This window comes from Pantoea sp. (assembly GCF_032114055.1).
Classification (GTDB): Bacteria; Pseudomonadota; Gammaproteobacteria; order Enterobacterales; family Enterobacteriaceae; genus Pantoea.
In genome coordinates this window covers 118,684-138,926 of sequence record NZ_DAMCTB010000004.1, presented here as the reverse complement: position 1 = coordinate 138,926, position 20,243 = coordinate 118,684, and the positions used below count along the sequence as shown (strand labels likewise).

The window sequence follows — 20,243 nt, the reverse complement described above, 5'->3', positions numbered from 1 at the left end:
TCATTGATACTGCTCCAGCAAAGTCGGGATACCTTCCGGCGTCAGATGAACATGGGTATCTTCATCCACCATCATCGTTGGCCCCTTGTCACAGTTGCCCAGACAGCAGGTTGGCAGCAGCGTAAAGCGGCCATCGGCTGTGGTCTGGCCCGGTTTAATGTTCAGCTGCTGCTCCAGCGCCGCCTGAATGCCCTGATAACCCGTAATATGACAGACCACGCTGTCACAGTAGCGAATCACATGACGGCCAACCGGCTGACGGAAGATCTGGCTGTAGAACGTCGCCACGCCTTCAACGTCACTCGCCGGAATGCCCAGCACCTCGGCAATCGCGTTGATGGCACCATCCGGCACCCAGCCGCGCTGCTTCTGCACGATCTTCAGCGCTTCGATGGAGGCTGCACGCGCATCTTCATAGTGGTGTTTTTCGTGCTCAATGGCGTGATGTTCTTCCGCGCTCAGCACGAAGACCTCATCAGGGTCGATCGTTTTAATGGCAATGTGTTGATCGTGCATAATTAGCGGTCCACGTCTGACATAACAAAATCGATACTACCCAGATATACGATCAGGTCGGATACCAGGCTGCCGCGGATTACCGAAGGAATCTGCTGCAGATGCGGGAAGCTCGGCGTGCGCACGCGGGTGCGGTAGCTCATGGTGCTGCCGTCGCTGGTCAGGTAGTAGCTGTTGATCCCTTTGGTCGCCTCAATCATCTGGAAGGATTCATTGGCGGGCATGACCGGTCCCCACGAAACCTGCAGGAAGTGCGTGATCAGGGTTTCGATGTGCTGCAGCGTGCGCTCTTTCGGCGGCGGCGTGGTCAGCGGATGGTCCGCCTTGAACGGCCCTTCTGGCATATTGTTGAGACACTGCTCAAGAATACGCAGCGACTGCCACATCTCTTCCATTTTCAGCTGCACACGGCTGTAGGCATCACTGACGCCCGATCCGACCGGGATTTCAAAATCGAAGTTTTCATAGCCTGAATACGGCCGCCATTTGCGCACGTCAAAGTCCAGACCGGTAGCGCGCAGACCGGCACCGGTAGTCCCCCACGCCAGCGCCTCTTCCATATTGTAAGCGGCGACGCCTTTGGAACGGCCAATCAGCACCGAGTTACGCAGTGCAGCCTTGTCATACTCTTTCAGGCGCTTCGGCATCCAGTCCAGGAAGTCACGCAGCAGACGTTCCCAGCCGCGTGGCAGATCATGCGCCACGCCACCGATACGGAACCAGGCCGGGTGCATACGGAAACCGGTAATAGCTTCAACGACGTCGTAAATTTTCTGACGGTCGGTAAAGGCAAAGAACACCGGCGTCATGGCGCCGACGTCCTGAATGAAGGTAGAGATATAGAGCAGATGGCTGTTGATGCGGAACAGCTCAGAGAGCATGACGCGGATCACGTTAACGCGATCGGGCACCACAATACCCGCCAGCTTTTCCACCGCCAGAACGTAAGGCATCTCGTTGACACAGCCGCCGAGATATTCGATACGGTCGGTGTAAGGAATGTAGCTGTGCCAGGACTGGCGCTCGCCCATCTTCTCGGCACCACGATGGTGATAACCGATGTCGGGCACGCAGTCGACGATCTCTTCGCCATCCAGCTGCAGAATGATGCGGAACGCACCGTGCGCCGACGGGTGGTTAGGCCCGAGGTTCAGGAACATGAAGTCTTCGTTGGTGGTGCTGCGCTTCATGCCCCAGTCTTCAGGCTTGAAGGTCAGCGCCTCCATCTCTAAATCTTCTTTCTGCTTCGTCAGCGTAAAGGGATCGAATTCGGTGGCGCGCGCCGGATAATCTTTGCGCAGCGGATGCCCTTCCCACGTTGGCGGCATCATAATGCGCGTCAGGTGTGGGTGACCGTCGAAGGTAATACCAAACATCTCCCAGGTTTCACGCTCATACCAGTTGGCATTCGGGAACAGACGGGTGATGGTCGGCAGGTGCATATCGTTTTCAGACAGCGCCACCTTGAGCATAATGTCGCGGTTGCGTTCAATCGACAGCAGGTGATAGAAAACGGAAAAATCCGCTGCAGGCAGGCCTGCGCGGTGGGTACGTAAACGCTCATCAACACCATGCAGGTCATACAGCATGACGTAAGGCTTAGGTAATTTACGCAGGAATTCAATGATTTCCAGTATCTGTTCACGCTTTACCCACACCACCGGAATACCGGTACGGGTGGGCTGAACAGTAAAGGCATCCGGCCCAAAACGGTTACGCAACTCGCCGATCACCGGGTCATCAAGGTGATCACGGGTTTGCCATGATGGCTGAGCGAGATCTTGCGTGGTCAAATCTGTCATACGTTACTCACCATTCCGGCCTGGTCTCAGGCACTCAAATGAAGGCGTCAGGATGGGGCCATGCATTAAATTGTGATGTTCTGCTGCAGGCGCGATTGTCCATCCATACGGTTTTAAACTTCGTCCGGGCTGCGCAGGTTTGTGACTGCGATGCGCTCGCCGCGTTTTCTCTCACGCTCCGATTGCATATTGGCGCGATAAACGCCCTGATCGCCAACCACCCAGGAGAGCGGACGGCGCTCTTTGCCGATTGACTCCTGCAGCAGCAGCAGCGCCTGCATGTAAGCTTCCGGACGTGGCGGGCAGCCAGGAATATACACATCCACCGGCAGGAATTTATCGACACCCTGCACGACTGAATAGATGTCATACATGCCGCCTGAGTTAGCACAGGCCCCCATAGAGATGACCCATTTCGGTTCCAGCATCTGATCGTAAAGACGCTGAATCACCGGTGCCATTTTGGTAAATGGCGTACCGGCGATGACCATAAAGTCAGCCTGACGTGGCGAGGCACGCATAACTTCTGCACCGAAACGGGCAACGTCGTGAACCGCGGTGAAGGAGGTGGTCATCTCGACGTAACAACAGGACAGGCCGAAGTTGTAAGGCCAGAGGGAGTTTTTGCGCCCCCAGTTCACCATGTCATGCAGGGCATTTTCGAGTTTGCCCATATAAACGCTGCGATGAACGTGCTGCTCCAGCGGATCGCTGACGATTTCCTGCTTTTGCAGAGGATAACGGTCGTTCTCACCACCGTTCGGGTCTATGCGGGTGAGCGTATAGTCCATCTTATTGCCTCTCTTTTACTGCTTATGAGGATTGGTGTGGCTGACCGTAGTCGTTTTCACAACTACGCGACGACGAGCTGGCGCCCAGTCCAGTGCGCCGATGCGTACCAGATAGACCAGACCCGCCAGGAGCACCAAAATGAAAATTGCGGCTTCCACAAAGCCGACCCAGCCGCTTTCGCGAATGGAGGTCGCCCATGCGTATAAAAAGAGGGCTTCGACGTCGAAAATGACGAAAAACATCGCAACCAGATAAAATTTTGCCGACAGGCGGATATGGGTATCACCCACGGATTCAATGCCCGATTCGAATGGCGTCTCCTTGTAGCGAGCGCGTGCTCTGCCGCCAAGCAGCCATCCTCCGGTTAGCATGAAAGCACACAGGCCAAAGGCGATAACGATAAAGACGATAAACGCCCAATGCTGAGCGATGATTTCGGTGGTAGTTGACATACTCATTGCTTACTCATCAAAAGTGGCGCTGGCATCCTGCACGCGTTTCCCGCAGCAAACTGACCACATCGATTCAAGGGAAGGGTAAAAACCTTTTAAAGCTTGCTGTTATTCTTTAATAAACAGCAATTTTATGGGGTTTTTACTCCTTTCTATAACCTTTTGTCAACTTTGACAAAAGTATCCAAACATTATTTCACACCTGCATCATATTATTAACAAATGATGCCCCGCTTTCCAGCTAAATCGCTTCAGTCTGTAGGGTTAATTTTAGTGTAGCGGGTATTCACATGCATGGATCGTGCAATTAACAAACATATTTTGACAGGTATCACTCGGTTTTCCTTCCCCATGCCAGGGGTATTTTCTTGATCCAAAACACACTTTTGCCCTTTTTGCGTGAATTTTCTCCATTTCGCAGAACGATCCGGAATAGTGAGTTCATTTTTTCGGCAGGTAAATTTCAGTTCAGACTTAACTGGAACTTACAGACGGGCTGAATGGCGGGGAGTGAACTGAAAAGTAAGTAAAGAGGGGTTCGGGTATAAAAAAAGCCTCTCGTTCTGTTCAGGGAATGAGAGGCTTATTTATAAGCGTTTATTAAGGCAGTGTGGCTGATGATGAGGAGAATACGTTAACGATGTTACTCTTCGTCATCCAGCAGCAGAGCACCGTCCGGATTATTGCTCAGGTTGTAAGGATCATTGGTGGACTGCATGGCATTAAAGATAGCCAGCGCCAGCTCATTGTCGCTATCCGGATTGCGGCACAGCAGATACTGGGTATCTGGCAGGACCGGCAGACCTTCGGCTGCACCCATTACACGCAGCTCCGGACTCATCATCTCAACCGGACGCGCAGTAACACCCAGACCCGCTTTCACTGCGGCACGCACAGCCGCCAGAGTCGACGCGACGTATGAGATACGCCATGGGATGCCCGCCTCATTAAGGTGGTCAATCGCCATATCACGATAAGGGCTTGGCTCATCCAGCAGCACCAGTGGAATGGCTTCACCGCGCTGGAAGATATAATCAGCTGCGCAGTACCACAATGTAGGCGACGTACGCAGCACCTGATAGGTAAAGTTGCCCGGGCTGGAGGTGGTCACAACCAGGTCCACTTCACCCTGATTCAGCATCTCCATCATAAATGGATTGCGTTTGACCCGAACGTCGATTGCCAGCTTGGGATAAACCGAGGTAACCCGGTTAAGCAGGAATGGCAGAATCGTGTCTGAGGTGTCATCAGAGGCACCAATGGTCAGAACGCCCTGAATGTTGCTGTACATCAGAGAGGTACAGGCTTCGTCGTTGAAACGAAGAATTTTTCGGGCATAGCCTAAAAGCTGGATCCCGTGCTCTGTCAGCAGCTTATTACGTCCATGTCTGGCAAACAGCTCTTTACCTACCAATTGTTCCAGACGCTGCATCTGCTGACTGACTGCTGACTGGGTTCTGCAGACCGCTGCAGCGGCGGCTGCAAAGGTATTCAAATCCGCAACGGCAACGAAAGTTCTCAGCAGATCGAGGTCGAGATTCAGTATCGGACGATTTGCATTAGTCATGTTTTTTCTTCACTTATAAGATTTTTACGAACTACTACCCTGGTGTTATTACAGGCTTATCAAAGTGATAAGCCGTAATGGTGCTCAATGACAGTCATGTGTGAAGACTGACACAAAGAAATTTTCATGTGGAACCTGCGCTGATGACGTCCCTGACGGGGTCATAATACGCTTCAAGACAGAGACAACTTCTGAACCGATGGCACTGAGTACGGAAATGCAGAAAGCTGCGTAATTGTCTCAATTCCCTCCGGACGTGTCGGACGGGATAAAAAGCGCATTTTGCGCGCCCGCAGTGCGAAGCGGCAAAGTGCATTAAATAATAAATTATACTTAATCATTTTTGACTTCAAAATGGAAATGATTTTGTGAAAAGCGCTGTAAATTTTGTGCTAAATGCATCCAGGCACCCTTATGCCATATTATTGATCGCTTTTTAAGCCTTCAGCATTCTGAAATTTAGTGAAGAAGTGTTAAGTGAGGCTCACAATCCTGCGAAGAAAGTCTCAGATGAACCTCTTTTAAGGGCATGTTTCCTGCTGTTCTCTGGACTTAATACGGCGACGCTTAAGACCTGTTAAGGCGTTGCCATGACGGCCAGCCAGAAACCGCCTGAAAATCGATCGTTTATAAAATATCTTTTAACTATTTCACTAAGTGGATATTTCCGTTTTTACAAAAAATCGTGCTTTACTATCCTCACGGTAGCCCGCCTCTGTGCAAAGCAAAAAGTGGGCTCAGGCCCGCTTTCTTCAGATTAAAAATTCTTAAAATCTTTTCTTTCTGGTTTTATTAACCAGGCTATCTCCGCTTTAATCATTTTTAAGCTACCCACAGTGTGAAAAGTTGTTGAACCCGCCAAAACGGGGCGACACCCTTCTTTTGTGTCCGTGAGGAGAGTACATTGTGCTGGTTCGATTTCTGTGGCAGCCGAAAGGATGCTGCCCATTAAGGCGGTAACAATGACTTTTCAAATTGATAAATCCGGAAAACTCGATAACGTCTGCTATGACATCCGTGGCCCGGTACTGAAAGAGGCTAAGCGTCTCGAAGAAGAAGGCAACAAGGTTCTTAAACTGAACATCGGCAACCCTGCCCCCTTTGGTTTTGAAGCGCCCGATGAGATTCTGGTTGATGTGATTCGTAATCTGCCCAGCGCGCAGGGCTATTGCGATTCCAAGGGTCTCTATTCCGCCCGTAAAGCGATTATGCAGCACTACCAGGCGCGCGAAATGCGCGATGTCACGGTAGAAGACATCTATATTGGCAACGGTGTTTCAGAGCTGATTGTGCAGGCGATGCAGGCGCTGCTGAACAGCGGCGATGAAATGCTGGTTCCCGCCCCGGACTATCCGCTATGGACCGCTGCGGTTTCGCTCTCCAGCGGCAAAGCGGTGCATTATCTGTGTGACGAGTCTGCAGGCTGGTTCCCGGACCTGGACGATATCCGCAGTAAAATCACGCCGCGCACGCGCGGGATCGTCATCATCAATCCCAACAACCCGACCGGCGCGGTGTATAGCAAAGAGCTGCTGCTGGAGGTCGTTGAGATTGCGCGTCAGCATAACCTGATCATCTTCGCCGATGAGATCTACGACAAGATCCTTTATGACGAAGCACAGCATCACTCCATTGCGGCGCTGGCACCCGATCTGCTGACGGTCACGTTTAATGGCCTGTCCAAAACCTATCGCGTTGCCGGTTTCCGGCAGGGCTGGATGGTGCTGAACGGGCCGAAAAAGCACGCCAAAGGGTATATTGAAGGGCTTGAAATGCTCGCTTCGATGCGACTCTGCGCCAACGTGCCGGCACAGCATGCCATTCAGACGGCACTGGGCGGCTACCAGAGCATCAGTGAATTTATCATGCCCGGCGGTCGTCTTTACGAGCAGCGCCAGCGTGCGTGGGAACTGATCAACGACATTCCGGGCGTCAGCTGCGTGAAGCCGCAGGGCGCGCTCTATATGTTCCCGAAAATTGACGCTAAAAAATTCAATATCTTCGATGACCAGAAGATGGTACTGGATTTCCTGTTACAGGAGAAGGTGCTGCTGGTTCAGGGCAGTGCGTTTAACTGGCCATGGCCCGACCATCTGCGCATCGTGACGCTGCCGCGCGTGGACGATCTGGAGATGGCGATCAATAAGTTTGGCCGTTTCCTGCAAGGCTATCGTCAGTAATCGCGCCCGCGTATACTGACGCTATTTGGGGAGGGCTTGTCTCTCCCCTGTCGGCCAACAGGAACGCGCATGACTCAAAGCCATTTCTTTGCTCACCTCTCCCGTCTTAAGCTGATCAATCGCTGGCCCCTGATGCGCAACGTGCGCACCGAAAACGTGTCTGAGCACAGCCTGCAGGTCGCCATGGTGGCGCACGCCCTGGCCGTGATCAAAAATCTTAAATTCAGCGGATCGCTCAATGCCGATCGCATCGCGATGCTGGCGCTCTATCACGACGCCAGCGAGGTGCTCACTGGGGATTTACCGACGCCGGTAAAATATTACAACGCCCAGATCGCCCACGAATATAAGAAGATCGAGAAGATTGCCCAGCAGAAGCTGATTGCGATGCTGCCCGACGAGTTTCAGGCGGTCTATGCGCCACTGATCGATGAGCATCTGCACAGCGAAGAGGAGCAGGCCGTGGTGAAACAGGCGGATGCGCTCTGTGCCTATGTGAAGTGCCTTGAGGAGCTCTCTGCCGGCAACAACGAGTTCCTGCTGGCCAAAGCGCGGCTGGAGAAGACGCTGGCGCAGCGGCGCTCACCGGAGATGGATTACTTTGTTGAGGTATTTATTCCGAGTTTCAGCCTGTCGCTGGATGAGATCTCGCAGGATACGCCGCTGTAACCCGACGGCCAGGCCGCCGGGCCAGGCTTACGGCTTCTGCGTGAAGCTGAAACTCCCGTCAGACTCACGGGTTATCGTCAGATGCGCCAGTGAGTCGAGCTGAAGCGCCACCTCATTCAGACGCGGCGTGTGCGCAGATGGTTTGATAGCAATGACCGCACAGCCGGCGCTCAGGCCGGATAAGATGCCTGCAGGGGCATCTTCGGCCACTACACAGGATGATGCCGCTAAGCCGAGCTTTTCTGCGCCCAGCAGATAGGGATCGGGCTCGGGTTTCCCTTTTGCGACCTGCTCTGCAGTAATGAACACGTCGGGCATCGGTAAGCCCGCCGCCCGATGACGCGCCTGCGCCACCGGCATCGACCCGGAGGTGACGATTGCCCAGGGGATCTGCAGCGCATTAAGCCGGTTGAGCAGCGACACTGCGCCCGGCAGCGCCTGTACGCCCTCGGTGTCCGCCGCTTCCGCCTGTTCCAGCGCGACAAATTCAGCCTGAATCGCGGCTTCCGGCTGGCCTGCCATAAAATGACGCAGAGAGGTAATCGCCTGTTTGCCGTGAATGAAATCCAGGATCTCATCCGCCGCGATGCCATGACGGGCCCCCCACTGGCTCCAGGCTCGTTCAACGGCTGGCAGGGAATCCACCAGCGTGCCGTCTAAATCAAAAAGAAAACCTCTGTAGGTCACGCGCTCCTCCTCAGGCATTGATCACTTGCGCAATTTCATTTGCACTTAAATGGTACTGGCGCGGACAAGTCTGCCATAAAGCCAGCATGCGTTGATACTTTTCCCACATCGGGGTCTGGGCATTAAACCCGTGCGTGCCGGAATCGAAGTGGGTGTAACGTCCTTCCGTATTGACCATAAAGCGGACATAGCCCAGCAGGCGGGCTTCCGTTGCGGCATCGAAGCCCAGAAAAGCGAGCCGGCGTTCATCCAGCTGCGGGCGCTCTTTGAGGTTTGACCAGGAGATGTGAAGCGCGTGATGCATCTCCATGATGTCGATAATCTTGCGGCAGACCGCCTCGCTGAGTTCACCGAACTCTTTATCCAGCTCCCGCATCTGCAGCGCGTAACCGCGTTCGATGATGGTCTGATAGCGGCAAAAGTGCCCGGCATTCTCCGGCTCAAGCATGGCCATGATTTTATACTGGTTGGTAAGTATCAGACGCTGTGCATGGGTCATTTCCATCATTCGCTCCCGGTCAGAGACCGCTCAGTTAACCGACAATAGCGTGATGATTGCACAGCGCGAACGACACGGACATCGCCGTATCGCCTTTCATTGATTTGGCCGCAGGTCAGCGGTAAATATTTTACCGCCGACCCGGGAAAGATCAGAGATCGTCGAGGAAGGTGCGGTCGAGCTGTTTAAAGGCCCGCTTTAGCAGATCGGCCAGCGCCTGATAGGTTGGCTTGCCTTCTACCGGTGCGATCGCCTGCCCCGCCTCTTCCAACCGGGCACGCACTTCATGAAACCAGTTCAGCAGCGTCGGCGGCAGCGGCGTGATGGAGCGTTTACCCAGCCACCATAATCCCTGCATCGGCAGGCTGCAGGCAAACAGCGCCGTCGCCACGGCCGGACCTAACTGACCGTCCATCGCAATCTGCCAGGTCAGCGTGAAAACGGCCAGAGGCGGCATAAAACGAATGGCAAAGCGGGTCGCCGTTGAAACGCGATTTTCCGGGAATATCGGGGCCAGGCGCTTATCAGCAGGCCATGTCTTCATATAATGCTGGCCGCGCTGAAACATCCGAAACCAACTGGTACTGCCAGATTCATTCGCCATGGCTCACCTCAACTAATACTGCAAAGATTAAAAAATAGTTATAACTACACAACTTTACGTGACATCCTTCAATTATTTTTGTCTTTGAAGTGGACTCCGGCTATTCTGACGCCGCTCCGATACCTGTCGGCAGCGAAATGCGCCTTTGGGAAGAGGCCTGAACCCGATTTTCGACAAGGCAATTTTCAAATTTTCACGTAAGATTAACGAAATTTTTTGCGGGAATGCAGGTTTCTGTCTACCGCATGATGTTTGTCATTAATCTACCAGCTTTCATGGGCTACGCTGTTAGTCTGATTGCGTTTAATTTAGCCACTCTCAAAAAGTAGGTACTTCCATGTCGAGTAAGTTAGTTCTGGTCCTGAACTGTGGCAGCTCTTCCCTTAAGTTTGCCATCCTCAACCCCGCAAGCGGTGAAGAATTCCTGTCAGGCCTGGCAGAATGTTTCCATCTTCCTGAAGCCCGCATCAAATGGAAGCTGGAAGGCGAAAAACAGGAAGCGCCTTTGGGTGCTGGCGCAGCGCATAGCGAAGCGCTGAACTTTATCGTTAAAACCATTCTGGCACAAAAACCTGAGCTTTCGGCACAAATTGCTGCAATTGGTCATCGCATCGTTCACGGCGGCGAAAAACTGACGCAGTCCGTTATCATTACGGACGCGGTTGTGCAGGGCATCAAAGACGCCGCTTCTTTTGCACCGCTGCATAATCCGGCTCACCTGATCGGGATTGATGAAGCGATGAAAAACTTCCCTCACCTGTCAGATAAGAATGTGGCGGTATTTGACACCGCTTTCCATCAGACAATGCCGGAAGAGTCCTATCTCTACGCCCTGCCCTACAGATTGTATAAAGAGCATGGCGTTCGTCGCTATGGCGCACATGGCACCAGCCATTTCTATGTGACCCACGAAGCCGCCAGAATGCTGAATAAGCCGCTTGAGTCACTGAATATCATCACCTGCCACCTCGGCAACGGCGGTTCCGTTTCGGCGATTCGCAACGGCGAGTGTGTAGATACCTCCATGGGTCTGACTCCACTGGAAGGTCTGGTAATGGGCACCCGCAGCGGTGACATCGACCCGGCCATCGTTTTCTTCCTGCATGACACGCTGGGAATGAGCGTCGATGCCATCAATAAGCTGCTGACCAAAGAGTCTGGCCTGCTGGGCCTGACCGAAGTTACCAGTGACTGCCGTTATGTCGAAGATAACTACGACACCAAAGAAGATGCGAAACGTGCGATGGATGTCTTCTGCCATCGTCTGGCAAAATATATCGGCAGCTACACAGCGCTGATGGATGGCCGTCTTGACGCCGTCGTCTTTACCGGCGGCATCGGCGAGAACGCCGCAATGGTGCGTGAACTTTCACTGAAAAAACTTGCACTGCTGGGCTTTGACATCGACCACGATCGCAACCTGGCAGCCCGTTTCGGCAAGTCAGGCTACATCAATAAGGAAGGTACCCGCCCGGCGCTGGTGATCCCGACCAACGAAGAGCTGGTCATCGCCCAGGACGCTGCGCGTCTGACAGCCTGAGTCTTTTTCTCCGTCAGCCCAGGCTGACGGAGTTGTTTTTGACACCCTGCCATGACTGAGAGGTTAAAACGTGTCACGTACAATTATGCTCATTCCGACCGGCACCAGCGTCGGCCTGACCAGTGTCAGTCTCGGTGTGATCCGTGCGATGGAGCGCAAAGGCGTCCGCCTCAGCGTGTTCAAGCCGATTGCCCAGCCACGCTCCGGGGGCGACAACCCCGATCAGACCACCACCATCATCCGTAAGAACTCTTCTATCCCTGCCGCCGAACCGCTGCAGATGTCACGCGTCGAGTCACTGCTAGGGTCGAACCAGCAGGATGCGCTGATGGAAGAGATCATCTCCCGTTATCATGCCAGCAGTCAGAATGCTGAAGTGGTGCTGGTTGAAGGTCTGGTGCCGACCCGTAAGCACCAGTTCGCTAACGCGCTGAACTATGAAATCGCCAAAACACTGAACGCGGAAATCGTCTTTGTGATGGCGCTGGGCAATGACTCGCCGGCACAGCTCAAAGAGCGCATCGAGCTGACCCAGAGCAGCTTCGGCGGCCAGAAGAACAAAAACATTACCGGTGTGATTATTAACAAACTCAACGCGCCGGTGGACGATCAGGGACGTACCCGCCCTGATCTGTCAGAGATTTTTGATGACTCGTCAAAAGCCAGCATCGCCAATATTGATCCTAAACAGCTCTTCTCCGACAGCCCGCTGCCGGTGCTGGGCTGCGTACCGTGGAGTTTCGATCTGATCGCGACCCGTGCGATCGATATGTGTCGCCATCTGGATGCCCGCATCATTAACGAAGGTGAGATTCAGACCCGCCGGGTCAAATCGGTCACCTTCTGTGCCCGCAGCATCCCGCACATGCTGGAACATTTCCGTCCGGGCTCGCTGCTGGTGACCTCAGCCGACCGCCCGGATGTGCTGGTCGCCGCCTGCCTGGCCGCGATGAACGGCATCGAGATTGGTGCCATCCTGCTGACCGGTAACTACGAGATCGACGACCGCATCGCCCGTCTCTGTGACCGCGCCTTCCAGACCGGCCTGCCGGTATTTATGGTGAAAACCAATACCTGGCAGACCTCACTGAGCCTGCAGAGCTTCAACCTGGAAGTCCCGGCTGACGATACGCAGCGCATTGAGAAAGTGCAGGAGTATGTTGCCGGTTACATCAACGCGGACTGGATTGAGTCTCTGACCGCGACCTCCGAGCGCAGCCGTCGCCTCTCACCACCGGCCTTCCGCTATCAGCTGACCGAGCTGGCGCGTAAAGCCGGTAAGCGCGTGGTGCTGCCAGAGGGTGATGAGCCGCGTACGGTAAAAGCGGCGGCTATCTGTGCCGAGCGCGGTATCGCGACCTGCGTCCTGTTAGGCAACCCGGATGAGATCCAGCGCGTTGCCGCAGCGCAGGGCGTGGAGCTGGGCAAAGGTGTTGAGATTGTTGATCCGGAAGTGGTGCGCGAAAACTACGTGCCGCGCCTGGTTGAACTGCGTAAAAACAAAGGCATGACCGAAGTGGTCGCTCAGGAGCAGCTGGAAGATAACGTGGTGCTGGGCACCATGATGCTGGAGAGCGGCGAAGTCGATGGTCTGGTTTCCGGTGCGGTACACACCACCGCCAACACCATTCGTCCGCCCCTGCAGCTGATCAAAACTGCCCCGAACAGCTCACTGGTCTCCTCGGTATTCTTTATGCTGCTGCCGGAGCAGGTGCTGGTCTACGGCGACTGCGCGATTAACCCTGATCCGACGGCTGAGCAGCTGGCTGAGATCGCTATTCAGTCGGCCGATTCTGCCAAAGCCTTTGGTATCGACCCGCGCGTTGCAATGATCTCCTACTCTACCGGCACGTCAGGTGCAGGCAGCGATGTGGAGAAAGTCCGCGAAGCGACCCGTATCGCCCAGGAGAAACGTCCGGATCTGGTTATTGATGGTCCGCTGCAGTATGACGCCGCGATCATGGAAGATGTGGCGAAATCAAAAGCGCCAGACTCGCAGGTTGCCGGTCGCGCAACGGTGTTTATCTTCCCGGATCTCAACACCGGTAACACCACCTATAAAGCGGTACAGCGTTCAGCCGACCTGATCTCCATCGGGCCGATGCTGCAGGGTATGCGTAAGCCGGTCAACGACCTGTCGCGCGGCGCGCTGGTAGACGACATCGTCTACACCATCGCCCTGACGGCTATCCAGTCTCAGCAGGCAGAAGGCTAAGCCTCCGGCACTCATGAAAAAGGCATGCCCCTGGGCATGCCTTTTTTTTACCGGTAGTTCTGCGACCCGCCCGGTCACGCGACCGGGAGCATTCACTCAGGCACGGTTTTCGCCGTTGCGGCTCATCCAGAGTGACAGCGCTTTCAGCGAGTCGTCGGTGAACTCGTCACAGCGGGCAGTGATCTCATCGGGCGTCATCCAGATAATCTCATCGACTTCCGACTCCTGCATGGCGAAAGGCCCGTGCGAAACGCAGCTGAACAGACCGCCCCAGACGCGGCAGTGCTGATCTTCAAAATAGAATTTGCCATGCTCGGCAAACGGCACCGCGGCGATCCCCAGCTCCTCTTCCGCTTCACGGCGCGCAGACTCCAGCATATCCTCACCGCTCTGCACCACACCGCCTGCGGTCGCATCCAACTTGCCCGGCATAAAATCTTTACTCTCTGTGCGGCGCTGCACCAGAATCCTGCCCATACCGTCATGAACCACGATATAGGTGGCGCGATGACGCAGACACTGCGCACGCATCTGCGCACGTGTCGCCTGAGCAACGACTTCATTCTCTTCGTTTACGATATCGACCCACTCGATGCCGTCACCCGCCGTTTGTTCCACCATCAGTAACCCTTTCCAGTTTGGCGTACACCTGGGTACGCAGTTTGCCACGTCGTTATTTTTATGTGGCGTAAGGTAATCACTTCCGCCAGCCTGAGCAAGCCCTGGCGGTTACCGATTTTTACCACTTTCTGCTAACCACAGCTGTACCGAGGCTCGCTGCCACTGAAACTCAGCATAATGCCGCAGACGATCGGGCAAGGGATCGCCATGCAGAACCAGCCGGTTAAGCATCACTGCCAGATCGGTATCCGCAATTGACCACTCACCAAACAGGTTCTGCTGCCCGTCCGGCAGCAGGCGTTCGACCGCCATAACCAGTTTATCTACCGCCTGCTGCGCGGAGGCCGTCAGCGGCGCAAAGCGTTCGCCGGCAAACAGCACCTCGGTCGGACGCTCCTGACGGATCCAGAGGAAGTCGCTGCGCAGCCAGGCCTGGATTTCCCGCGCGCGGGCGCGCTTCTCACGATCGCGCGGATAGAGGCGCTCAAACCCGGGTGCCGGGAAGCGCTCTTCAAGATATTCGGTAATCGCCGAGGATTCGCTTAACAGGAAGGTGTCGATCTGCAGGGTCGGCACCCGGCAGGTCAGCGACAGCGCGCGGTACGCCTCGGCATAGTGCTGATTCTGAGACAAATCGACGCGTTTAAGCTGAAAGGGGATCCCTTTTTCGGAAAGGGCAACATAGGCCGACATGGCATAAGGACTGAAAAATGATGAATCTGACCACAGGGTGATGGGCGGATAATCCATCGGTTACCTCAATTGGCTGTCAGGGTTGCATCATGTTTACCGATTTTTTTTTGCGAAGGCAACGCCGGGCTCATCCGATCTCTGCCGCCGGAAGAAGAAAGCGCGACGCGACGCACGATAGAGTGGCACGACTCTTCTATGCTGAAAGGTGCAAATAACAAAAACATCAAGGGAGCCGCAACATGCACATTCTCATTACCGGTGGCACGGGACTGATTGGCCGTCACCTGATTCCGCGCCTGCAGCAGCTGGGGCATCAGATCAGCGTGGTGACACGGGATGTGGTCAGCGCGCGGGAAAAGCTCGGCGAGCAGGTCGCGCTCTGGTCCGGTCTGGCACAACAGCCGAACCTGGATAATATCGATGCGGTGATTAACCTGGCGGGCGAACCGATCGCCGACAAACGCTGGACGGAGCCGCACAAGCAGCAGCTGTGCGAGAGCCGCTGGCAGATCACCGAGCAGATCGTTTCCCTGATCAACGCCAGCAGCACGCCGCCCGCCGTGCTGATCTCAGGATCGGCGACCGGTTATTATGGCAATACCGGCGATCTGGTGCTGACGGAAGAGGATCAGGGACACGACGAGTTTACCCATCAGCTCTGCGCCCGCTGGGAGCAGCTTGCGCTGGCGGCAGAGAGTGAACGCACCCGCGTCTGTCTGCTGCGCACCGGCGTGGTGCTGGCCCGTGAAGGCGGCGCGCTCAGCAGGATGAAGCTGCCCTTTAAGATGGGGATCGGCGGCCCGCTCGGCAGCGGCAAGCAATATATGCCGTGGATCCATTTGGACGATATGATCAACGCCATTCTCTGGCTGCTGGATCATGACGATCTGCGCGGCCCGTTCAACATGGTCGCGCCTTATGCCGTGCGTAATGAGCAGTTTGCCGCCACGCTGGGCCAGGTAATGCATCGTCCGGCCTTTATGCGTACCCCGGCCAGCGCCATTAAGCTGATGATGGGGGAGTCATCGGTTCTGGTGCTGGGCGGACAGCATGTGCTGCCAAAGCGGCTGGAAGCCTCCGGCTTTGGCTTCCGCTGGTACGATCTGCAGGAGGCATTGCAGGATGTCGCAGGCTAAAACAGGGCGGCTCTGAGCCGCCCTGTTTTGATCAGCTGCGCGGCTCCGCGACCGGAGACTTCATGGCCCTTTCGTTAAGCGTGTGCCCCGGTTGTGGCACACGAATGATAAAGGTCAGCACGCCCGCGAACACATAGAGCGCCGTATAGGCCCACACCACACCGACAATGTCGAAGAACGGCAGGATGACCGAGGCGATAGCCGGAGCCACAAAGTTGCTGAGCCCGGCGGAGAGGTTATAAATCGAGACCGCGGCACCCTTGTGATGTGGTTCCAGTGTCGGAAACACGGCGGTCATCGGAACAAAGGCAGCGACAAAGATCCCCAGCATGACCGCAGGGATTAACGCGACCCAGAAGTTATGTCCCGCATACAGCGGCAGGTAATAAAAGGTCAGGCTGGAGATGGCCATCCCCAGGCAACCAAACCAGCGCACCTGACGGATCCAGCCCAGCTTCTCGCCCGTAAGACCCCAGAAGATATTCGTAAAGATGGTGACAAAGAAGAACACCGCCCAGATCTGTAGCCATTCAGAAATGGAGAAACCCAGCCGGTCCACAAACAGCAGCGGCATGATAATCGCAAAGCCAAACAGCGATAGCGTATTGATGATGCGAATCAGACAGGCATAAAACACATGCTGATTGGTGAACAGGATAGTCACGGCACGCCCCATCTCTGTCATCTTGTCACGCATCGGCAGATTAACACGGGAACGATCCACGGGCACCCTGCGCAGGCTGAACCAGGCGAGGATCCCGCCACAGGCGACCCAGACGATCGCCAGCCAGAGCGTCCCGGTTTCCCCCAGCATCGGGATGGTGAGACTGGGCAGGTAGCTGCCCACCACGCCGATGCCGACAGAATACATCGCCCAGAACCAGCCGGTTGCCGCCGCCAGTTTTTCGCGTGGCAGAACCTGCACCAGCATCATCATAAACGAGTAGATAAACAGCGGATAAGCCAGCCCGCGAATGCCGTAGAACAGCACCATCAGCGGATAGTTACGCAGGCCCAACCCCAGCGACATAAACAGCGTGTGCATCACGATCCAGAGCACAAAGCCAATCATCATCGCGCGCTGCGGCGTGATCAACTCGGCGACCACCCCCGAGGCCCAGGCCGCCACGGCGGCCGCTAAGCCATAGAAGGTGAAGACGACCGCTGACTGCGCGGGCGTAAAGCCCATATCGGTGATATGACGCGACAGAAACGCCATTTCAAAGCCATCACCTGCCATAAAGATGGCGATAGCGAGGAAGCCCCAGAACATCTTTTTCGGTAAGCCAAACCAGTATTCGTTCGATTGCATCACAATGACCTTCTGTCTGGTTAGTCGTTATGCAGGCAGTAAACTGCGCACCTGCTGTTGCTGGATGTAAAGTGTCCGGAACAGACGCCGCCGCTGTTGCAGCCAGTCCCCCCGCGTCGCGTCCGGCTGGTAGCGCGCCTGTACAGCCGGCTTCAGGCACACCTCATGCTCAGCGCCGCCATCAGCCAGCCACGCTAAGCGTGCCGCACCCAGCGCGCCCGATGCGCTGGCCGGGTGGGTCACAATCGGCAATTGCAGCACATCGGCCAGCAGCTGAGCCCACAGTGCACTGCGTGCCCCGCCACCGGTCAGGCTGCATTGCTGAATGCCATGAGTGGTCTCGCCGAGCACCTCCAGACCATCAGCCAGCCCGAATGCCACGCCTTCTGTTACTGCATAGCCCAGCAGGGCGCGCGGCGTTTCATGACGCAGATTAAAGAAAGCACCGGTAGCGTCAGGATCGTTATGCGGCGTGCGCTCACCCGACAGATAAGGCAGGAAAACCGGGGCGCTGCGCAGTTGCTCGTCACTGAGCTGCGCCATCTCCTCCATCAGCTGGCTTTCACTCACCGACAGCAGATTGCATAGCCAGCGCAGGCAACTCGCGGCGCTGAGCATCACGCTCATCTGATGCCAGCGACCCGGTAGTGCATGGCAGAAAGCATGCACACCAGAGCGGGGATCGGCCTGGAGGCGGTCGTTTACGACGAAAATCACGCCGGATGTGCCCAGGGAGATAAACGCATCACCCGGACTCACCGCCCCTACACCGACGGCCGATGCAGCATTGTCCCCGCCACCCCCCGCGACTGTGACAGAGGCAGACAGGCCCCACTCGCTTGCCAGCGCCGGTTGCAGACGGCCACTTATCGCGCTGCCTTCCACCAGTTCAGGCATCTGCGCGCGCGTCAGTCTGGTAATGGCCAGCAGTTCATCCGACCAGTCACGCCGGGAGACATCCAGCCACAGCGTGCCGGCCGCATCCGAAGGCTCACTGACAAAGTGCCCGGTAAGCCGCCAGCGCAGGTAATCTTTTGGCAGCAGGATCTTGTCAATCCGGCTGAAAATTTCCGGCTCATGTTCCGCAACCCAGTGCAGTTTTGGCAACGTAAAGCCGGGCATGATCATGTTGCCGCTGATTTCGGTGATCCGGGGATGGCTATTTTTCAGTCTTTCACACTGCGGCGCGCTGCGCGTGTCGTTCCACAGGATGCATGGACGCAGTACTTTACCGTCTGCATCCAGCAGCACGGCTCCGTGCATCTGGCCGGATAAGCCGATGGCACGGATCGCGGCCCATTCTTCCGGCGATTGACGACGCAATGCCGCCAGCACTTCGATGCAGGCCTGCCACCAGCGTTCGGGATCCTGTTCTGCCCAGTGGGGATGCGGGCGCTGCACAGTAAGCGTGGCGTGCTGTGACGCCACAATCTCGCCCTGCGTATCAATCATCAGCGCTTTAAGTTCTGAGGTGCCGATATCAATGCCGAGATACATAGTTACACCGCCGCCAGTTCTGGCTGTTTCAGCCACTGCTGTAATTCCGCGACACGGCGAGTCACCAACGCGTGAAACGCCTTATCAGAGGCCAGTTCCGCAAACAGGGCGTTATCACTCAGGAAAGCATGAAGTGGACCGGCGCTGGCAAACTGCTTACGCAGCGCATCGGCCTGTAGCGCACCGTCCTGATAGGAATATGGCAGATCGTCATGAGCCCAACGCTGCATAAACAGGAAGAACAGCGCCGGAATCACCGCCGTTGCGACAGGCTGCGTACCGCGCTGATAGCACGCCTGCAGGGTTGGCGTCACCATGCCGGGGATTTTAGACATACCATCGGCACCCACGCGCTGGTTAGTGTCTTTGATGTAAGGGTTGCTAAAGCGGGCCAGCACGACGTCGCGATAGTCCGCCAGATCCAGCGGGCTGGGCGACAGGGAGGGAATGACATCCTGCGTAACATAGTCGTGTGCCAGTCGATAAATCGCCGGATGGCGTGTGCTCTCATCGATATAGTTCAGCCCAATCAGCGTACCGGCCCAGGCGATCGCGGCATGGGTTGCGTTGAGAATGCGAATTTTCGCCTCTTCCCACGGCAGGACCGATGCCACCAGTTCAGCGCCCACCTTTTCCAGCGACGGGCGCCCGGCAATAAAGTCATCCTCAATGACCCACTGAATAAAGGATTCGGCCATCACGGCGGCGCCATCCTGTTTGCCGGTCGCCGCCTGCACGCGTTCGGCCACCTCCGGCGTCGGACGCGGAGTAATGCGATCGACCATGGTATTCGGTGAGCGGGTTTGGGAGCGCACCCAGTCGGCCAGTCCGTTGTCGCCTTTGGCCATCAGAAACGCCAGGAAAGCCTCGCGGAAACGCGCGCCGTTGTGGCGCAGATTGTCGCAGTTCAGCAGCGTCACCGGCGCACCGCCCTGCGCAACGCGCTGTGTCAGAATCCGGCTGAGTGCGCCGTAGAGCGTGCGGATATCGCCACCCAGATCGGCCTGCACATCCGCATGATCAAGATCCAGGGTAAATGCGGGGGTCAGGTAGTAACCCGCTTCGGTGACGGTAAAGCTGATGACACGCGTTTCCTCACGCGCGCCCTGCTCACTCAGCGCACGGAGTTCACTGTCCCAGGGCAGAATTTTACGCAATGAGGTGATGGTTTCGTAGTCGCGCTTGCCTTCAGGCGTCACGGTTTCCAGCACATATTCGCCCTGCTGCGCCGCGAGCTGTTCAAGCAGTGGCACCGCATCATTGCGGATATTGCCGAGTGCAATGCCCCAGCTTTCGTCGCCCTGCTCACGCAGCTTGTGCAGATACCACGCCTGATGTGCCCGATGAAAAGATCCCGCACCGATGTGCATCCACACTGATTGGTTATTCATAATCGCCTCATTTAAACATTTGCCACAACGAAGGGCATTTGCCCGATGGCGTTAAGCATAGTGCGCTTTA

General features: G+C 55.8%; 18 protein-coding genes. 5 read left to right on the top strand and 13 right to left on the bottom strand.

Features of this window, described 5'->3' with window-relative positions:
- The 5 genes from nuoE to lrhA form a co-directional block, all read right to left on the bottom strand.
- The gene (gene nuoE, locus RT657_RS08975) at positions 1-516 is read right to left on the bottom strand and encodes an NADH-quinone oxidoreductase subunit NuoE (protein ID WP_313653903.1); all 516 of its coding nucleotides are present in this window, start codon (positions 514-516) and stop codon (positions 1-3) included.
- 2 nt (positions 517-518) lie between these two features.
- Entirely contained in the window at positions 519-2,318 is a 1,800-nt protein-coding gene (gene nuoC / locus RT657_RS08970; protein WP_313653901.1) for an NADH-quinone oxidoreductase subunit C/D, read from the bottom strand.
- Between the two features lie 113 nt (positions 2,319-2,431).
- Positions 2,432-3,109, bottom strand: coding sequence for a NuoB/complex I 20 kDa subunit family protein (locus RT657_RS08965; protein ID WP_009089012.1), 678 nt, complete (start codon positions 3,107-3,109; stop codon positions 2,432-2,434).
- Between the two features lie 15 nt (positions 3,110-3,124).
- Entirely contained in the window at positions 3,125-3,568 is a 444-nt protein-coding gene (locus RT657_RS08960) for an NADH-quinone oxidoreductase subunit A (RefSeq protein ID WP_128084688.1), read from the bottom strand.
- Positions 3,569-4,205: 637 nt separating this feature from the next.
- Positions 4,206-5,129, bottom strand: coding sequence for a transcriptional regulator LrhA (lrhA, locus tag RT657_RS08955; protein WP_003854247.1), 924 nt, complete (start codon positions 5,127-5,129; stop codon positions 4,206-4,208).
- 962 nt (positions 5,130-6,091) lie between these two features.
- On the opposite strand from lrhA, the gene RT657_RS08950 reads away from it, so the two are divergent.
- Positions 6,092-7,309 (top strand): pyridoxal phosphate-dependent aminotransferase, encoded by a 1,218-nt coding sequence (locus tag RT657_RS08950; RefSeq protein ID WP_293771996.1) that lies wholly within the window; start codon positions 6,092-6,094, stop codon positions 7,307-7,309.
- 69 nt (positions 7,310-7,378) lie between these two features.
- Positions 7,379-7,978: a 5'-deoxynucleotidase gene (gene yfbR, locus RT657_RS08945; RefSeq protein WP_313653897.1), complete on the top strand. Its 600-nt coding sequence runs from the start codon at positions 7,379-7,381 to the stop codon at positions 7,976-7,978.
- A gap of 27 nt (positions 7,979-8,005) precedes the next feature.
- Here yfbR and RT657_RS08940 read toward each other — a convergent pair whose 3' ends face one another.
- The 3 genes from RT657_RS08940 to yfbV all read right to left on the bottom strand — a co-directional run bounded on the left by RT657_RS08940 (position 8,006) and on the right by yfbV (position 9,768).
- Positions 8,006-8,665 (bottom strand): sugar phosphatase, encoded by a 660-nt coding sequence (locus RT657_RS08940; protein ID WP_409520988.1) that lies wholly within the window; start codon positions 8,663-8,665, stop codon positions 8,006-8,008.
- 10 nt (positions 8,666-8,675) lie between these two features.
- Positions 8,676-9,170: a YfbU family protein gene (locus tag RT657_RS08935; RefSeq protein ID WP_313653893.1), complete on the bottom strand. Its 495-nt coding sequence runs from the start codon at positions 9,168-9,170 to the stop codon at positions 8,676-8,678.
- 145 nt (positions 9,171-9,315) lie between these two features.
- Positions 9,316-9,768, bottom strand: coding sequence for a terminus macrodomain insulation protein YfbV (gene yfbV / locus RT657_RS08930; protein WP_313653891.1), 453 nt, complete (start codon positions 9,766-9,768; stop codon positions 9,316-9,318).
- A 337-nt stretch (positions 9,769-10,105) separates the two neighbouring features.
- Here yfbV and ackA point away from each other — a divergent pair, with 337 nt between their 5' ends.
- Both ackA and pta read left to right on the top strand, forming a co-directional pair.
- A complete protein-coding gene (ackA, locus tag RT657_RS08925; RefSeq protein ID WP_313653888.1) occupies positions 10,106-11,308 on the top strand; it encodes an acetate kinase in 1,203 nt (400 codons plus the stop codon).
- An 85-nt stretch (positions 11,309-11,393) separates the two neighbouring features.
- Positions 11,394-13,523 carry a phosphate acetyltransferase gene (pta, locus tag RT657_RS08920; RefSeq protein ID WP_313654159.1) on the top strand — a complete coding sequence of 710 codons (2,130 nt, stop codon included), beginning with the start codon at positions 11,394-11,396 and terminating at the stop codon, positions 13,521-13,523.
- Between the two features lie 96 nt (positions 13,524-13,619).
- Here pta and yfcD read toward each other — a convergent pair whose 3' ends face one another.
- Positions 13,620-14,144, bottom strand: a complete 525-nt coding sequence (yfcD, locus tag RT657_RS08915; protein ID WP_313653887.1) for an NUDIX hydrolase YfcD — start codon at positions 14,142-14,144, stop codon at positions 13,620-13,622.
- A gap of 108 nt (positions 14,145-14,252) precedes the next feature.
- Positions 14,253-14,894, bottom strand: a complete 642-nt coding sequence (gene yfcF / locus RT657_RS08910; RefSeq protein WP_313653886.1) for a glutathione transferase — start codon at positions 14,892-14,894, stop codon at positions 14,253-14,255.
- A gap of 182 nt (positions 14,895-15,076) precedes the next feature.
- On the opposite strand from yfcF, the gene RT657_RS08905 reads away from it, so the two are divergent.
- Positions 15,077-15,973, top strand: a complete 897-nt coding sequence (locus RT657_RS08905) for a TIGR01777 family oxidoreductase (RefSeq protein WP_313653884.1) — start codon at positions 15,077-15,079, stop codon at positions 15,971-15,973.
- 31 nt (positions 15,974-16,004) lie between these two features.
- Here RT657_RS08905 and RT657_RS08900 read toward each other — a convergent pair whose 3' ends face one another.
- From RT657_RS08900 to dalD, 3 genes are read right to left on the bottom strand one after another with little or no spacing between them, the layout of a single operon-like run.
- Entirely contained in the window at positions 16,005-17,285 is a 1,281-nt protein-coding gene (locus RT657_RS08900) for an MFS transporter (protein WP_313653883.1), read from the bottom strand.
- A gap of 27 nt (positions 17,286-17,312) precedes the next feature.
- The gene (gene xylB, locus RT657_RS08895; protein WP_313653882.1) at positions 17,313-18,782 is read right to left on the bottom strand and encodes a xylulokinase; all 1,470 of its coding nucleotides are present in this window, start codon (positions 18,780-18,782) and stop codon (positions 17,313-17,315) included.
- 2 nt (positions 18,783-18,784) lie between these two features.
- Entirely contained in the window at positions 18,785-20,173 is a 1,389-nt protein-coding gene (gene dalD / locus RT657_RS08890; RefSeq protein WP_313653881.1) for a D-arabinitol 4-dehydrogenase, read from the bottom strand.
- Positions 20,174-20,243: the final 70 nt, after the last annotated feature.

What these genes read in the sequence shown, in the direction of transcription:
- lrhA (WP_003854247.1), bottom strand. Translation starts at nt 5,129, where the DNA reads ATGACTAATGCAAATCGTCCGATACTGAATCTCGACCTCGATCTGCTG.
- pta (WP_313654159.1), top strand. Translation starts at nt 11,394, where the DNA reads ATGCTCATTCCGACCGGCACCAGCGTCGGCCTGACCAGTGTCAGTCTC.
- yfbR (WP_313653897.1), top strand. Translation starts at nt 7,379, where the DNA reads ATGACTCAAAGCCATTTCTTTGCTCACCTCTCCCGTCTTAAGCTGATC.
- nuoC (WP_313653901.1), bottom strand. Translation starts at nt 2,318, where the DNA reads ATGACAGATTTGACCACGCAAGATCTCGCTCAGCCATCATGGCAAACC.
- RT657_RS08950 (WP_293771996.1), top strand. Translation starts at nt 6,092, where the DNA reads ATGACTTTTCAAATTGATAAATCCGGAAAACTCGATAACGTCTGCTAT.
- ackA (WP_313653888.1), top strand. Translation starts at nt 10,106, where the DNA reads ATGTCGAGTAAGTTAGTTCTGGTCCTGAACTGTGGCAGCTCTTCCCTT.
- yfcF (WP_313653886.1), bottom strand. Translation starts at nt 14,894, where the DNA reads ATGGATTATCCGCCCATCACCCTGTGGTCAGATTCATCATTTTTCAGT.
- nuoE (WP_313653903.1), bottom strand. Translation starts at nt 516, where the DNA reads ATGCACGATCAACACATTGCCATTAAAACGATCGACCCTGATGAGGTC.
- dalD (WP_313653881.1), bottom strand. Translation starts at nt 20,173, where the DNA reads ATGAATAACCAATCAGTGTGGATGCACATCGGTGCGGGATCTTTTCAT.
- RT657_RS08960 (WP_128084688.1), bottom strand. Translation starts at nt 3,568, where the DNA reads ATGAGTATGTCAACTACCACCGAAATCATCGCTCAGCATTGGGCGTTT.
- yfbV (WP_313653891.1), bottom strand. Translation starts at nt 9,768, where the DNA reads ATGGCGAATGAATCTGGCAGTACCAGTTGGTTTCGGATGTTTCAGCGC.
- RT657_RS08965 (WP_009089012.1), bottom strand. Translation starts at nt 3,109, where the DNA reads ATGGACTATACGCTCACCCGCATAGACCCGAACGGTGGTGAGAACGAC.
- yfcD (WP_313653887.1), bottom strand. Translation starts at nt 14,144, where the DNA reads ATGGTGGAACAAACGGCGGGTGACGGCATCGAGTGGGTCGATATCGTA.
- RT657_RS08935 (WP_313653893.1), bottom strand. Translation starts at nt 9,170, where the DNA reads ATGGAAATGACCCATGCACAGCGTCTGATACTTACCAACCAGTATAAA.
- RT657_RS08905 (WP_313653884.1), top strand. Translation starts at nt 15,077, where the DNA reads ATGCACATTCTCATTACCGGTGGCACGGGACTGATTGGCCGTCACCTG.
- RT657_RS08900 (WP_313653883.1), bottom strand. Translation starts at nt 17,285, where the DNA reads ATGCAATCGAACGAATACTGGTTTGGCTTACCGAAAAAGATGTTCTGG.
- xylB (WP_313653882.1), bottom strand. Translation starts at nt 18,782, where the DNA reads ATGTATCTCGGCATTGATATCGGCACCTCAGAACTTAAAGCGCTGATG.